8 protein-coding genes are annotated in these 15122 nt (G+C 59.6%); 4 read left to right on the top strand and 4 right to left on the bottom strand.

The window, feature by feature from the left end:
• Window positions 1–32: 32 nt before the first annotated feature.
• The 4 genes from MHM86_RS14765 to MHM86_RS14750 form a co-directional block, all read right to left on the bottom strand.
• Window positions 33–1493 carry a nucleotide sugar dehydrogenase gene (locus tag MHM86_RS14765; protein WP_239200871.1) on the bottom strand — a complete coding sequence of 487 codons (1461 nt, stop codon included), beginning with the start codon at window positions 1491–1493 and terminating at the stop codon, window positions 33–35.
• Window positions 1494–1703: 210 nt separating this feature from the next.
• Window positions 1704–3131 carry a mannose-1-phosphate guanylyltransferase/mannose-6-phosphate isomerase gene (locus MHM86_RS14760; RefSeq protein WP_239200869.1) on the bottom strand — a complete coding sequence of 476 codons (1428 nt, stop codon included), beginning with the start codon at window positions 3129–3131 and terminating at the stop codon, window positions 1704–1706.
• A gap of 141 nt (window positions 3132–3272) precedes the next feature.
• Window positions 3273–4862, bottom strand: a complete 1590-nt coding sequence (locus MHM86_RS14755; protein WP_239200868.1) for a glycosyltransferase — start codon at window positions 4860–4862, stop codon at window positions 3273–3275.
• On the bottom strand, window positions 4855–6324 hold the full coding sequence (locus tag MHM86_RS14750) for an HlyD family secretion protein (RefSeq protein WP_239200867.1): 1470 nt from the start codon (window positions 6322–6324) through the stop codon (window positions 4855–4857). The genes MHM86_RS14755 and MHM86_RS14750 overlap by 8 nt, the downstream gene beginning before the upstream one ends.
• Before the next feature lie 532 nt (window positions 6325–6856).
• Between MHM86_RS14750 and MHM86_RS14745 the strand changes: the two genes are divergently transcribed.
• The 4 genes from MHM86_RS14745 to MHM86_RS14730 all read left to right on the top strand — a co-directional run bounded on the left by MHM86_RS14745 (window position 6857) and on the right by MHM86_RS14730 (window position 15055).
• Window positions 6857–9979 (top strand): Ig-like domain-containing protein, encoded by a 3123-nt coding sequence (locus MHM86_RS14745; protein WP_239200865.1) that lies wholly within the window; start codon window positions 6857–6859, stop codon window positions 9977–9979.
• A gap of 77 nt (window positions 9980–10056) precedes the next feature.
• Window positions 10057–11445 carry a TolC family protein gene (locus MHM86_RS14740; protein ID WP_239200864.1) on the top strand — a complete coding sequence of 463 codons (1389 nt, stop codon included), beginning with the start codon at window positions 10057–10059 and terminating at the stop codon, window positions 11443–11445.
• 227 nt (window positions 11446–11672) lie between these two features.
• Window positions 11673–13871, top strand: a complete 2199-nt coding sequence (locus MHM86_RS14735; protein ID WP_370644175.1) for a type I secretion system permease/ATPase — start codon at window positions 11673–11675, stop codon at window positions 13869–13871.
• A 53-nt stretch (window positions 13872–13924) separates the two neighbouring features.
• Window positions 13925–15055, top strand: coding sequence for an HlyD family type I secretion periplasmic adaptor subunit (locus tag MHM86_RS14730; RefSeq protein ID WP_239200918.1), 1131 nt, complete (start codon window positions 13925–13927; stop codon window positions 15053–15055).
• The last annotated feature ends 67 nt before the right edge of the window (window positions 15056–15122 follow it).

Genomic DNA, 15122 nt, shown 5'->3' with positions numbered 1-15122 from the left:
TCCTCCTACATAAATTTCATAAAAACAGTCTCTTACCAGCCGATGCCATGCACGGGCGCAGCGGTCGTCACGGGATCGGAAAACAGCCCCACCAGATCAATCACCGCCCGCACGTTGCTGCGGCGTGCAACCTCGCGGTAAGCGTCAGAGGCATGGGTGATCACCAGGACCTCGGCCCCTTCGATCACCGCATCCAGATCATCGCGCAGCATTGCTGGCAGTTTTTCGGCCAGATCTGCGCCCCCCTTGGAGCCATGGCGCACATAGGCCAGCTGCCCTTCCAGCGGGGTATCGGCGGTGATGGCCTCGTCATGAACACGCAGGGCGATGCCTTCGGCGTGCAGGGCAGACATCACCTCTAGGATGGGGCTTTCGCGCAAATCGTCCGTGCCGGGTTTGAACGCCAGCCCCAGAATGCCTACGCGGCTCGCCCCCGAGGCGCGGATCATGCGCAGCGCCTCATTGATATGTTCACGGTTTGAGCGTTCCAGATTGCCGATCATCGGCAGGTCAATGCCCGCAGCCTCTGCCATATGCTGCACCGCCCGCACCTCTTTCGGCAGGCAGGACCCGCCATAGGCAAAGCCAGGTTTCAGGTAATAGGCTGACAGGTTCAGCTTGTGATCCTGTACAAAAATATCCATCACCTCACGGCTGTCCACGCCCGAGGGTTTGCACAAACGCCCAACCTCATTGGCAAAGCAAACCTTGGTCGCATGCCAGACGTTATCAACGTATTTCACCATTTCTGCCGCCTCGATAGAGGTGAAGATCGGGTCCGCATCCACCGGCGCGTAGATGTCGCGCATCACTGCGGCGCTGCGCATGTCGGTGGTGCCAATCACGGTTTTCGGCGGGTTGTGGAAATCGGCAATGGCCACACCTTCGCGCAGAAATTCGGGGTTGAAGCAGATGCCGAAATCTTCGCCCGCTGTCTTGCCCGACAGCTGTTCAAGGATCGGGGCCATCACGGATAGTGTGGTACCCGGCGGGATCGAACAGCGCATGACAAAGACGTGGAAACCCTCCTTCTCCGCCAGACCGCGCGCCATGCTTTCAGCGGCAGCCTTGATATAGCGATAGTCACAGCCGCCATCTGCCGCCGTGGGGGTGCCAACAGACACAAAAGTCACATCCGTGTCGCGCACCGCCTGTTCCAGATCGTCGGTGGCGCTGATCAGACCGGCGTCAACGCCGGACAACAGGGTTTCGCCCAGATCCTTTTCATGGATCGGACTTTCCCCTGCGCTGATCTGCGCCACCTTTCGCGCGTCTACATCTACGCCCACACAGCGGTGGCCCAGCGCCGAGAGGCAAGCCATCGACACAGCGCCCACATAACCGAGGCCGACAACGCTGATCGCGGGTTTCAGCTCCAGTTGTTTGTGGGGGTTCAGAACCGGGTGCAGCGCTGGCGTCGGCACCGGGTTCATCACAGGTTTCGGGGCCTCTACAATCTCGGCGTTCTGGCGGTCAAATTTCAGCAATTCCATTATGTACCCTCCGGTAAGATTGATCCCACCCTAGGGTCACAAAAGACGGGGCGGACACGGCACAAAGGACAGGTTCAGCGCCAGAGGGACACCGGATATAACCTTTTGTTTAGGCGTTATTTTTGATAAAAAATTTAGACGAAAATGGGCCCGCGCGATCACTCGCGCGGGCCCTTTGCTGACGGTGCACAGAGGGTCAGAATGCCGCCGTCATGCAACCTCTTCTTCGGCATCACGGGCATAGATATCCTCATAGCGCGTGATGTCGTCTTCGCCCAGATAACAGCCTGATTGCACCTCAATCAGCGCCAGCGGCAGCTTGCCCGGGTTTTCCAGCCGGTGCACAGCGCCCAGCGGGATGTAGGTGCTCTCATTCTCGGTCACCAAACGCTCTTCCTCTCCCACGGTCACAAGGGCAGAACCTTCGACCACGATCCAGTGTTCGGCACGATGCACATGGCTTTGCAGGGACAGTTTCTGGCCCGGGTGCACCACGATGCGTTTCACCTGAAACCGCGCGCCCAGTGACAGGGTTTCATAATAACCCCACGGGCGATGGCAGCGCGGAAACTCTTCGGCCTGTGGCGCGGCGCGGGCGTTCAGCACCTCAATCGCCTTGCCCACCTCTTCGCTACGGCTCGCGTCAGCGACCAGTACCGCGTCATCCGTTGCAATCGCGACAATCCCATCGAGGCCGAGGCCCACCAGAGCGATGTCTGGATTGGTGCTTTTCAGCAGGGAATCGCGGCATTCAATCGCCTCTGCCCCGCCCAACAGCGCATTGCCACCAGCTGCGTCGACCTGGTGGTCACGTAGCGCCGACCAACTGCCGAGGTCAGCCCAACCACATTCCAGCGCAACGGCGGTGCATTTCGGCAGCTTCTCCATCACTGCGCGGTCAAAAGCGATGGCGCGAGCCCGCTTGAAGGCATCACGGCTGAGGCGATGAAACCCGAGGTCTTCCCCGCCAAGACTAAGCGCTGCCTCACAAGGTGCCATCAGATCCGGCGCATGTGTGCGGAAGGCCGCCAGCGCAGTGTCGACGCGCATCATGAACAGCCCTGCGTTCCACAGTGAATGACCACGTCCCAAGAGTTCGGTTGCGGTGGCAAGATCGGGCTTTTCAACAAACTCCGCCACCTGCTGTACCTGCGCGTCAGACCCACGATCCACCTGCAGATAGCCGTAGGCGGTGCTGGGATGGGTCGGGATAACGCCGAAACAAACGACCTCCCTCGCCTCTGCCTGTGGCAGGGCAGTGTCCAGCGCAGCGTCAAAGCCTGCCGCATCACCGATCACATGATCGGCGGGGCTGATCAGCAGCACCGCGTCGGGCTGGTGCTGATAGGCCAGTGCAGCGGTCAGAACGGCGGCGGCGGTGTTGCGCGGCAGCGGCTCAATAATGTGGCAGGCATCATGGATGCCGACCGCACCCATCTGATCGCGGGCGATAAAGCGGCACTCTTCATTGCTGATCACACACGGGGCGTCAAAGCGTTCTCCACTCAACCGCAGCAGGGTCTCCTGAAACAAGGTGTTTCCCCCCAACAGAGGCGCAAATTGTTTCGGCATTGCACGACGCGACGCAGGCCACATACGGGTGCCGGTGCCACCGGCGATAATGACAGGAATAATCATAAGAACCCTCTTTCTTAATCCGTTTCTGTGATCCCAGAGTGCCCGGGATTTACACATGATTGTGCGGTGGGAGGGTTAGGGTTTTGCGCAAAAGGATAGGAACTGGCCGGTGGGATAGTCGCTGCGCGTCAAGGACACGCTTCAGATCCCCGGCACCTCCATCAGCCCGACATACAGCATCACCAGCGTCACAAAGAGGCACACCGCAGTGACCAGTTGGAAAAGTGCAAACCAGTTGCGCATCCGATCGCGCAGGCTGGTTGCCTCGCCGGCTGACTGGTTGCCGCGATTGGACCATTTCTGTTTCGACAGGTGGAAAATCATGTAGATCTTCACCGAGGCGTTGATCACCTGATTGAGGTACAGAATAAAGGGCCATGTCATATCCGCTTTGCGCGAATATCCGAACAGGAATAGCGATAAGGTGACCCGCGAAAACACCACCCAGATGAGGCAATTCCAGATATAGCCCGGCGCAATAAAGTTGCCCAGCACCGCCATCACCGGCGACACCATCATCGTCCACATCGCGATGCGTTGATCAACAATGCACCACCAGATAAAGAATGGCATCCGGCGCGGACCCAGCGCAATCGCCCGCGCCCCGTTGCGCAGCATATTGCCCGACCAACGACGGAAGTTCTGCACCATGCGGGACAGTCCATTTTCCTTGATCACCTCGATCGTGTAGACGGTGGCATCCGGCACATAGGTCATTTTGACCCCGTTGCTCAGCAGACGATACCAGCTGGACTTGTCATCGCCTGACAAAAAGCGGAACCGACCCCACAGCCAATGATCCAAATGGTCCGCCTCGATATTGCGGATGAAAGCACGAGTCAGGATGTGGCGGGCACGAAAGACGCTCATCCGCCCCGTCAAGGTCAACACACGCCCTGCCAGCGCGTGGCTTTGCATTGCCAGCCGCCGCTGGGCAAAACGCATGTCCAGCCAGCGTGCGATCCAGTCGGGGCCGTAGCAAATCACCTCTTCATCAGTGGTCAGCGCGCCTAAATCTGGATCGGCAGCAAACATCGGCAGGCATTTTTGCAAAACATCACCGCCATAAAGCGCATCGCCATCCATGAAGATCACCAGATCATCAGGATCGACCTCTTCGCGACACATGGCGCGCAGGATCATGCCAATAGCCATCCGTTTGCCCGGCTGGTTCTGCCGTAGAAACACCAGCTTCGCCAGATCATCGGGAATGTCCTGAGCGTATGTTTCGATGAAATCACGGATGATATTTTCGTCATAGGCGCTGCCGGTACCGATATAGATCGTGGTCGGGATTCGTTCGCGTCGCACTTGACCAAGAATGGATCCGATAACCCGTTTGGTGATCGACGGTTCCTCGTAATAGGTGGTCATCTGGATGTGCAGACGCTTGGGCCGCCAGCCCTGCTGCCATAGATCATCAGCACGGGCGCGCATCGTGGGCCAGACCCATTTACCCCAATAAGCGGCGCGCACGGAATGAGTGAACCACCAGCCAAAACGCCAGATGCCAAGGGTGCCCAGCACCAATGACAGATGCAGCACCTCGGGATCGAAATAACGGTTCGGCAGGTTCAACAGCAACCACTGAAGCGCCAGCGCAGTCAGCGCCAGCAGGCTGATATGCGGCAGGCTCCAGCGGCGCAGGTAGGGTTTGCGCGGGGTTTCAAAATCGCGCAGGCGCTGTGCCAGATCCTTATCAAAACCATACTCATCCTCTGGGCTATACATCGCCAACGCCCTCAAACAAAGGCCCCGCCAACGCCCCCATCCACCCCCGCAGGCCTGACAGCATCTGACGATCGGCCAGAATGCTGACCGGTGCCCCGACGCGCAGGTCCTGACGCAGTTCGGCATTGGTGAAACCGTTGATCTGCACCGTAACCTCAATCCCGTATTCACCTGGGCGGTTCGGGATATCGCCTGCCCGCACATCGCGAATGCGACCAGTGACCTGCTGTGCGATCCCGTCTGGATTGACCCCGACCAAGGCGGGCATGCCGGGAAAGAGGTCTTCGGCATATTTAGCGTCAACCCAGCCGACGACGTGGCGGGGAGCGTCATCCTCCATCTCGACCACCGGTTGGCCGGATAAGACGTATTGACCGGGCTGAACCAGCACCGCCTGCACAACGCCATCATAGGGCGCGATCAGTTTGGCCGCGTTGATGCGGGCCTTATAGCCGTCGCGGATGCTGCGTTGCTGACGCAGTTCTGTCACCTGATCATTCAGGCGGGCACTCAGCAGGCGATGCGTCACTTCCAGCGGGTCTTGGGCAGAGGTCAGATCATCACGCTCAAGGCCCAGCAACTCCTCTTTCTGACGCAGCTGATCCCAACGTTTGCGCAGGGCATCAAACCCCCGCGGACCTAGCTGCGCCTCATAAATCAGCCCCACCTCCACCATGCGCAGCACCTCATCCTTGACGCCGCGCAGCTTATCCAGCCGCGCCAGCGCCTTTTCCAACCGCTTCACCTCTGCGCTGGTGGCGCTGTAGGCGATCCGCGCGGCACGCAGGCGCGACACCAGTTCAGGATCCTCAATATGCGCCAGCGTGTCACCAGCGGCCACCAGCGCGCCCGGCGCCACCTCTACCGCACGGACCAAACCAGGGCGTAACGCCGTCAGAGCCGCCACTGGTGCCACCACACGGCCGTGCTGTACTGCGATGCGATTGACCGCGTTGAACGCATTGGTGCCGATGGTGGCCATGACCCCCAGAAACAGTGCCACGTAAATCACCACATGCACCACGGTACGGATCACCTCTGTGATTTTCTTGCGTTGGCCAATCTTGGCCACTGCTTCGGCCTCTGTCTCTTCTACGGGCACCAGATCCACCGGCGTATCAAGCGACGTGATCACCTCACCAGAGGCGACCATTCGTCCCGACAGAAGCGCACGGTAAAACAGCGCCAGAACCTCGCGCTGACGGCCAGTCAGATCCTTGAAAAACACTTCACGTGTGTCAGGAGCCGCTTCCAATGTGACAGGGAAGCGCACATCCACGCCCTGAAACGGCACCGCCAAATGGGCAGTGTCGGGGCGCGGCGGTGCACTCTCGGGCCATTTCAGACCCTGCAGTGACCATTCGCGGATCACCACTTCTTCGCCCTCAGGCGTCAGAAGCGACAGCGGCGCCCGGACCATATAGTCCAGATCCGCGTGGGGAGATCTATGTTCGACCCTCATCGAAACCTCCGGACATCGGATAGATTGGCGTTGAGGGTAAAACGGGCAACCGCCACCGCGCCGCGTGCAACCGCACAGTGTGACAGCCGGTCGGCTAGGTCACCTAACCCATCGGATAGTCGCTGAAACAGCGCTGTGGTGGAGGCAGGATGCGCGTGCCAGACAGATCAAACAATCGTGACCGAAATGCGAAAATCATATTGGTTAACCAAATGTTAACAGACACCACGACGCATGAGAGGCGTCACCGGTGCGGCCGAAATGGCCATTTCGCAGCGTCAACTCATCTTTACCAGCACCAAGTTGTATCAAATATGCGACAGTTGAGGCATCAGCAGGACCGCGTAAATTGAGTAAATTCCCAATGTTCCACCTGAGTTAACCGTAAAAACCGTGTAAATCCCCTTAAAAAGACCATATTTTGACCTCGTTGTGACAAAAACCACTAGCCTTGCCGCAGTCGTCTATAGTATGTCTGGAGGTAATCTAGATAATGGGCAAAGCCCTACTTTATTGAGAGAGCAGTGAGCTGATGAGTGCAGTGAATTTTTCTGTCCGCAGTGCGGGCGGCACCGTTTCCTATGGCAAAACCAGCCCCGAGAACGGCAATTTCATCCCCTTTTACACAGGTACGCAAATCTCGCTCAACCTGTCCCCGCAGGATGTAAAAAGCTATAAAGCAAATGGCGAAGATCTGGTGATCGAACTGGCAGACGGCCAGACCATCACCCTGCAGGGCTACTTCTACGACGCAGACCGTGCGCCAGAATTGTTCCTGTCTTCGCACGGTGACATCCAGCATGTTGAGCTCGGCGGGCTGGTCGATGACCAATATCTGGCCAGCTATTCGGATATTGAAACCGGCGGCGCAGACGACAAATGGAACGCCTATGAACAGCTGGTCTTCCTGAACCTTGAGCGTGTGGAGCCTGTGGTGGCCCCACTGGTTGCACCGGTCCTCGGCGGCTTTGGCGCAGCGACGGCGGCAGGCGCTGCTGTCGTCGGCGGCGGCGTACTGGCAGGCGGCCTGATGGGCGGCGGTGGCGGTGGCGGTGGTGGCGAAGCCACACCGACAGTCGACAACTCCGACGGCACGCATGTTGCGGGCGGCACCAACACCGGTGCGTTCACCATAACCGGCACCGGCCACCCCGGCGCATCGGTCACCGTCGTCATCGATGGCGTGGAGCGCACCACCGTGATCAACGAAGACGGCACATGGACCGTGACCTTCCTGCCCGGCGAACTGTCAGGCGATGGGGTCTATGAAACCCATGTCACCGTCGTCAACCCCGGTGGGGAAACCCATGTTCTGGTTGGCCCGTCGATTGATATCGACTTGACCCCTCCGTCAGTTTCCATCACCACCGGCACAGTGACCATCGGCGATATCGTCAATGGTGATGATCAGCAAAGCGGTCATGTGGTTGGCGGCACTGGCGAGGTGGGCGCAACCATCAACGTTGAAATCAATGGCCACGTCCAGACCACCACCGTCGGTGAGAATGGCACATGGACCGTGACTTTCGCCCAAGGGGTGCTGATCGAAGGTGAATACACCGTCAACGTCAATGTCACAGCGACTGACATGCGCGGCAACTCAACGGTGATCACCGATGTTATCCAGGTAGACACCGTAGGCCCCAACATCTCGATGAACACCATCGAGGGCGACAACACCATCAACGCCGCCGAGGCCGCTGATGGCGTGACCCTGAACGGTGCTGGCGAACCGGGCGCGACGCTGTCAATTTCCTTTCAGGGGGTCACCACCAACACTGTTGTCGGTGCAGATGGCACTTGGTCGCTCTACTTCAGCCCCGGCCAGATTGCGGCCGGTACATATGACAGCTCTGTCGAGCTGACAGCGGTGGACGCGGCTGGCAACTCCACCGTGACCACCTATACCCTGCATATCGACACACAGGGCAACGTCACGCTGGACACCCCGATTTCCGGCGACGGTGTGCTGAATGAGGCTGAGGCGCTGCAAGGTCTGACCCTGACTGGCACCGCCGAGGCAGGCTCTTCTGTTCAGGTCTCATTCGACGGTGTCACCCGTACCGTACAAGCGGGCAGCGATGGCAGCTGGACGGCGATCTTCCGCTCCAGCGAAATCCGCAGCGGTGAATATGACGCCAACGTCACCGTGACCTCCACCGATGCTGTCGGCAACACCTCCACAACTTCGTCTGTCGTGCGCGTGGACACCGCCACTCAGGTGACCCTGAACACCCCCATCGCAGGCGACAACATCATCAACGAGGCCGAGGCCATCGGTGGAGTCACCCTCTCCGGCTCCGCCGAGGCGGGATCGCAAGTGGTTGTCGAACTGGCGGGTGCAACCCAGACCATCACTGCAGGCCTGAACGGCCGCTGGACCGCAACGTTCACCACCAGTGACATTCAGGCGGGCACTTATGAAACCAGCGCAACCGTGACCTCGACCGATCAGGCAGGCAACACGGCGACCAGCACCACCAACGTCCTGGTCGACACCTCTGCAGCAGTGGCGATTAACGCACCGCTGGCGGGTGGCGACAACATCCTGACGCAAGCGGAAGAAAACGCAGGGCTGACCATCACCGGCACCGGTGACGCAGGCGCGGCGGTCGAAGTGTCGATCGAAGGTGTAAAGCAAACCACAACTGTGGCAGCAAACGGCACTTGGTCGGTCACCTATCCGGCGGGGGCGCTGCGCGAGGGTGAGTATGACACCACCGTATTTGCAGGCATTCAGGACGCGGCTGGCAACGTCAACATGACCAGCGCCGCGCTGCGCGTTGATACCACCGCCGCAGCCACCATCGAGGTACAGGATCTGACCATCGGCGGCGACAACTTCGTCAATGCCAGCGAAATGGCCAACGGTCTGGTGCTGAACGGCACCGCAGACCCAAATGCCAGAGTGTCGGTTGAGGTAGAGGGCGTTATCCGCACCGCCACGGCCGACGGAGATGGCAACTGGTCCGTCACCTACGACCCCGGCAGCCTGCCCCGCGGCGAATACAACACCACTGCAACCGTGACGACCACAGACGCTGTGGGCAACGTCGCCTCTTCGTCGGTTGATTTCTACGTCGACACCGAGGTGCCAAACCCGATCGTCAAGAACGTGACCCTTGCAGATGATGACGTCGTCGGCATTGCTGTGGACGGTCAAGATCAGGATTACACCATCACCGCACTGCACAGCGACGGCAGCAGCAGCACCCTGAACCCGACCGAAGGCAATTTCGCAGGCAGCACCCTGTTTGGCTTCGATCCCGCTGTGCCCGATGGCAGCCATCTGGTGATTTCGTCGCAGGATAGCGCCGGCAACGTGTCTGATACGATGGTGATCTTTGATGCCAATGCCACCACAGCCGAGACGCTGGGCCATGCGCGTGCAGGCGATTTCCAGATCGAAGCGATCGAACTGGACTATGCCACGAACGCCAATTTGACCCTGACCGAAAGCCAGATCCGCGATCTGGCCAATGGATCAGACACGCTGACCATTCATGGCGACGACAACGATCAGGTCACTATTCGCGGCGCAGAACGTCGCCCCGGTCCCCCACAGAGCATCGATGGCGAGGCTTATAACGTCTACACCATCGGCGATGACGGTGTGACTGTGATCATCGACCAAGATATCAATGTGATCATCTAAACCACAGCCGGGGGCAGGCCCGCCCTGCCCCCCGCGTCCGACACGCAGGACTTGTCAGACGATCAGGAGTAGCCCGGGTGGCCGCAAAACAATTCCTCTCCCTCCTTTGCGCAACCACGCTGCTTTCCGGCTGCATGGAAGGTGGCCTAGGGGACAGTCTGGGCGGCGGTTTCAATTTCACCCCGCCCCATCTGGCCGATGATGTGCCCACAACGACCCGCGATGCGGGCCCAGAGAGCTCGGGCCAGTCCGACAGCGTCAGCATCACCAAGCCTGCCGACAACCAATCCGTCGATCTGGAAAAACCTGCGAACGGCGAGGTTCTGAAAACCCTTGTCGCCCGTCGCAGTGTCCTGCCCGCTGGCAGCGCCTATGATAAAGTGGGCCGCGCCGCCCTCGCCGCTGGTAGCCGCACCGCGGAAACGGAACTGCGCAGCGCCAAACTGCGCGCGGAGGCGGAAAACAAGAACTGGCTGCCGACGATCAGCCCGTCGATCTCTTTGACCTCACTGGGGGAAACACTGGCGTCGCTGGTGGTAGATCAGGTGCTTTACGACAATGGCAAGCGCAAGGCAGAACGCGCCTATGCCGCGGCCGACGTCGAAGTGGCGGCTGTGTCCCTGTCACAGGATCAAAACAACCGTGTTTACAACGCACTACGCCTCTACCTGACCGGCCTGCGCGGCGATGAGAAATCCACTACCAGCGAAGGTGCGATCAGACAGATGCGTCACTTCAAGCGCATCGTTGACGGCCGTGTCGCTGGTGGCGTGTCGGACAAAGGCGATCAGCGCATGGTCGAAGGCAAGCTGTTAGACCTCAAGGCCGACCGCGATCTGGCACACGAAGAGGCCACAGTGGCCCGCGCTGAATTGCAGGCGATGCTGGGCGCCAATGCTGCGCCCGCCAAGGTGACACCGCTGAAGACATATGCCCCTGCCGGTGTGGAATCGCTGACCGTGCTGAAAGCAGAGGCAGAGGCCAAGCGCACCGTCGCCCAAGCCACCGCCGAACGTGCGGCGCAATTGCCCGGCCTGTCAGCCAGCGGCACGATCAACCGCAACGGCACCGCCGGCGGTCTGAACGCGGGCACCACAATGGGTCTGGGCTTTGGCACCAAGGCCCGTTTGGATGCCATTGAGAACAGCAAGGAAACCGCCCGCGAAAACGTAGTGGAGGCGCGTGAAGCCGCACGTCGCAATCACTCGCGGCTGGAACAGCGCCTTGTGTCGCTACAGCGCCAAGAAGCAGAGACCGCGCGGCTGGTCCGAGAAGGCCGCCAGACCTTCAGCCTGTTTCAGTCGCAGTTCAAAGCTGGCCAACGATCGGTCCTTGAGGTAGTGAACACCTACGAACAGCTGACCCGCCGCGAGATGGAGCGGTTGGACGCGAAATACGACGTCATTCTGGTGCAGCTGGAACTGGCGCGCGATCTGGGCGTGCTGGCCGATGGGGGTGAAATTTGACCAAGAAAGGTCCAGTTATCCTGTCGATCAGCCCCAATGTGGCAAAACCTGCGCAAGCTGCAAACAGCCCGCAGGGGGCGCCGCAACAGGGTCAGGGACAGCAGGGTCAGATACAGCCGCAATTTGCGCCTTCTAATGCCCAGCCACCGCACCCTCAACAAACGCAACCCCAGCAACCCGCCCCGCAGCCGATTGCCCCAGTTGCTCCGCAGCCTCGCCCGCAGCCCATGCCGGCGTCGCTGCAGCCAGCAATGGCACCAGAGCCAGCGGAGGAGGCCGAACCGGCAGGCCCCGCTTCCGAGATTAAATCGCTGATCGAAGGCACCGCCAAACGCATCGAACACCGTGCCGCGCTGGTTGCGACGCTGGCGGGGCTTAACGGGTCTGACGTGCCATTGACCGATGTGGCGGAATATATGTGGGTGCAATCGCCCGGTGACGTGACGCTGAAAGCGCTGTCAAAGGCGTTGGAACACGCAGGCATCACCCCGAAGCTGAGCCACCGCATTGCACCAAGCAAAGATAAATGGCCCGCCATTGCCGAAATGAGCAATGGCCAGTCGATCCTTGTCCTGTCACAGGAAGGCGAGGTGCTGACCATCTATGACACCTCCTGCCCCGACAACCGGGCAGAGGTGCCGCTGCGCGATTTCGCGCCGCATTTTACCGGCAACACGCTGGCCGCCAAAACCACCCTGCGCCAGATGGCCGAGCGCCATGTGCCACAGCTGACCCAAGGCCATTGGTTCTGGGGCGAAATGCCCAAATTCCGTGGCCATATTACCGAGATTATGGTCGGTTCTCTGGTGGCCAACATGCTGGCCGTCGCGGTCGCTCTGTTCTCGCTTCAAATCTATGACCGCGTGATCCCGCACCAATCCGAGGCAACTCTGTGGGTTCTGGCCATCGGTGCCGTACTGGCCATCGGACTGGAAGGCATGCTGAAACTGGCCCGCGCTCGCCTGTCGGATGCCGCAGGTCGGCGGATGGAACTGTCGATCCAGAACATGCTGATGCGTCGCCTGCTGGGCATGCGGTCGGATCAAAAGGCCCTGCCGCCCTCGGGTCTCTTTGCTGCGATGCGCGATTTCGGATCGGTGCGCGAATTCTTTACCTCCTCCACCATCGCCGTACTGGCGGATATGCCGTTTATCGTGCTGTTTCTCGCACTTGTTGCCTCTATCGCGGGCAATATGGTCTGGGTCCTGGTGCTGGGCGGCATCCTGATGGTCGCGCCCGCGTATGTGCTGCAAAAACGCATGATCGCCCTGACCCGACAGACCCAGGGCGCATCGGCCAAGGCGGGCCGCCTGCTGCAAGAGGTGGTCAGCGAACTGGACACTGTGAAAACCCAACGGGGAGAGGATCGCATCCTACGGCTGTGGGATGAATTGAACGCGGTGTCCTCTCATGCCTCTGCTGAGCAGCGCCGCCTGTCGTCGACCCTGACCTACTGGTCGCAGGGTGTACAGCAGACCACTTATATCGCCACCGTCGTCATCGGGACCTATCTGGTTTTTGCAGGTCAGTTCACCGTCGGCACCATCATCGCAACCGGCATCCTGACCAGCCGCACCCTTGCACCGCTGACGCAGTTTGCAGGTACACTGGCACGGTGGAGCAATGTAAAGGCCGCGCTTGAAAGCCTCGACACCATCGCGTCCGCGCCGCAGGAACGTGATAGCGAGCGCAAGTATCTGCGCCGCGAGACCTTCCAAGGGCAGTTTGAACTGCGCGAGGTAAACTTTGGCTATGATGCCGACGGCCCAGCAACGCTGGACGTGCCCGGTGTGGTTATCAAACCCGGCCAGCGCGTGACCATTTTAGGCGCCAACGGATCCGGCAAATCCACTCTGCTGAAACTGCTGTCGGGCCTTTATGCCCCGACCAAAGGCACCGTCTTGCTAGATGGCAGCGACATGGCGCAAATTGACCCGCGCGACCTGCGCCGGGGCATCGGCTATCTGGGGCAGGACATCCGCCTGTTTGCAGGATCGCTGCGCGACAACCTGAACCTCAACCAGTTGGAACGCGACGACGACCGATTGATGCAGGCGCTGGAATTTGCAGGCCTTGGCCCCTTCCTGCGCGGACACCCACAGGGTCTGGACCTACAAATCCGCGATGGTGGCGAAGGCCTGTCCATCGGTCAACGTCAGTCAATTGGCTGGGCGCGTCTGTGGTTGCAGAACCCGTCGATTGTATTGCTGGATGAACCAACAGCAGCGTTAGATCAAACACTGGAACGCACATTGGTCAGCCGCCTGGAAGGCTGGCTGCAAGGGCGCACAGCAGTGATCGCTACCCATCGCACCCCCATTCTGGCGCTGTCAAACCGCACCCTGATCCTGCAAGCTGGTCGTCTGGTTGTAGATGGCCCGCGCGAACAGGTTCTGGCCCATCTGGCAAGCGGAGAGCGCGGCTGATGCAGGCCCCCGATCCGCAGCAATTTGACGAAACCTTCGATGATCATAGCCGCATGTCGCGACTGACCATTCGACTCGTCGGACTGGCAGTTCTGGTCTTTCTCGGCTGGGCGGCAGTGGCTGTGGTGGATGAGATCGTTCGTGCAGAGGGTGAGGTTGTCTCCTCCTCCCGCTCACAGATCGTGCAAAACCTCGAGGGCGGCATCCTGTCGGATCTGGCGGTCAAACAGGGCGATCTGGTGGAAGCGGGCCAAATCCTTGCCACACTGCAAGATACCAAGTTCCGCACCGCCTTTGATGATCTGCAGGATCAGATCGACGCGCTGGAAATCAAACGCCTGCGGCTGGAAGCAGAGATTGGCGGCGCCTATGAATTTGACGTGGACGAGGTGCTGGCAGCCCGCGCCAAAACGATCCTCGCATCTGAACGCGCGCTGTTGGCCGCGCGCCAAACCGATCTGGATTCACGCCGCGAAGGCGCGTTGGTGGTTCTGGAACAGGCAAAATCTGAGCTCGCCAACATGGAGCGGCTGTATAAACAGGAATTTGTCGCCCTGTTGGAAGTGAACAAAGCCCGCAAAGCCGCATCTGAAGCAGAGATACGTTATACCGAAATCAACACTGCCGCCGAGCTGGAGCAGGCGGAGGAATATTCTCAGACGCTGAAAGATATCACGTCGCTGCGGCAGGAAATGCGGCTGGCACAGGATCAGTTGAACCGCACGGTGATCACTGCACCGATGCGCGGGATCGTGAACAATCTGGCCGTCACCACCATCGGCGGTGTGGTCCGCCCCGGTGAAGAGATTTTTGAGATCATTCCGTTGGGTGAAGAGTTGTTTGTCGAGGCCCGTGTGAGACCTGAAAACATCGCCTCCGTTGGGCGTGGTCAGGCGGCATCCATCAAATTGACCGCCTATGATTACACCATCTACGGCACGCTGAAAGGTAAGGTTGATCTGATTTCGGCTGACACGTTTGAAGATGAGCGGGACCCGCGCGCAGAGCCTTATTATCGCGTTTCTGTCAGCGTTGACAGCGCTGGTCTGACCGAACGCCAAAAGGCGATCGAAATCCGTCCCGGCATGCGGGCGCAGGTGGAATTGCACACAGGTGAAAAAACCGTTCTGCAATATTTGCTGAAGCCGCTTTACAAATCCCGCGAAGCGTTCCGCGAACCATAAGCCTGCATCGTATCGCGCACACAGCAAAACACCCCGCAGCTGACCTGCGGGGTGTTTTGTTTTAGAA

Source organism: Thalassobius sp. Cn5-15, assembly GCF_022347685.1.
Taxonomy (GTDB): domain Bacteria; phylum Pseudomonadota; class Alphaproteobacteria; order Rhodobacterales; family Rhodobacteraceae; genus Thalassobius.
The sequence above is the reverse complement of the archived record's forward strand: the minus strand, read 5'-3'. Positions and strand labels throughout refer to the sequence as shown.

Coding starts and splice junctions, on each gene's coding strand:
- MHM86_RS14765 (WP_239200871.1), bottom strand. CDS start 1,493: ATGGAATTGCTGAAATTTGACCGCCAGAACGCCGAGATTGTAGAGGCC.
- MHM86_RS14730 (WP_239200918.1), top strand. CDS start 13,925: ATGTCGCGACTGACCATTCGACTCGTCGGACTGGCAGTTCTGGTCTTT.
- MHM86_RS14755 (WP_239200868.1), bottom strand. CDS start 4,862: ATGTATAGCCCAGAGGATGAGTATGGTTTTGATAAGGATCTGGCACAG.
- MHM86_RS14745 (WP_239200865.1), top strand. CDS start 6,857: ATGAGTGCAGTGAATTTTTCTGTCCGCAGTGCGGGCGGCACCGTTTCC.
- MHM86_RS14750 (WP_239200867.1), bottom strand. CDS start 6,324: ATGAGGGTCGAACATAGATCTCCCCACGCGGATCTGGACTATATGGTC.
- MHM86_RS14760 (WP_239200869.1), bottom strand. CDS start 3,131: ATGATTATTCCTGTCATTATCGCCGGTGGCACCGGCACCCGTATGTGG.
- MHM86_RS14735 (WP_370644175.1), top strand. CDS start 11,673: ATGCCGGCGTCGCTGCAGCCAGCAATGGCACCAGAGCCAGCGGAGGAG.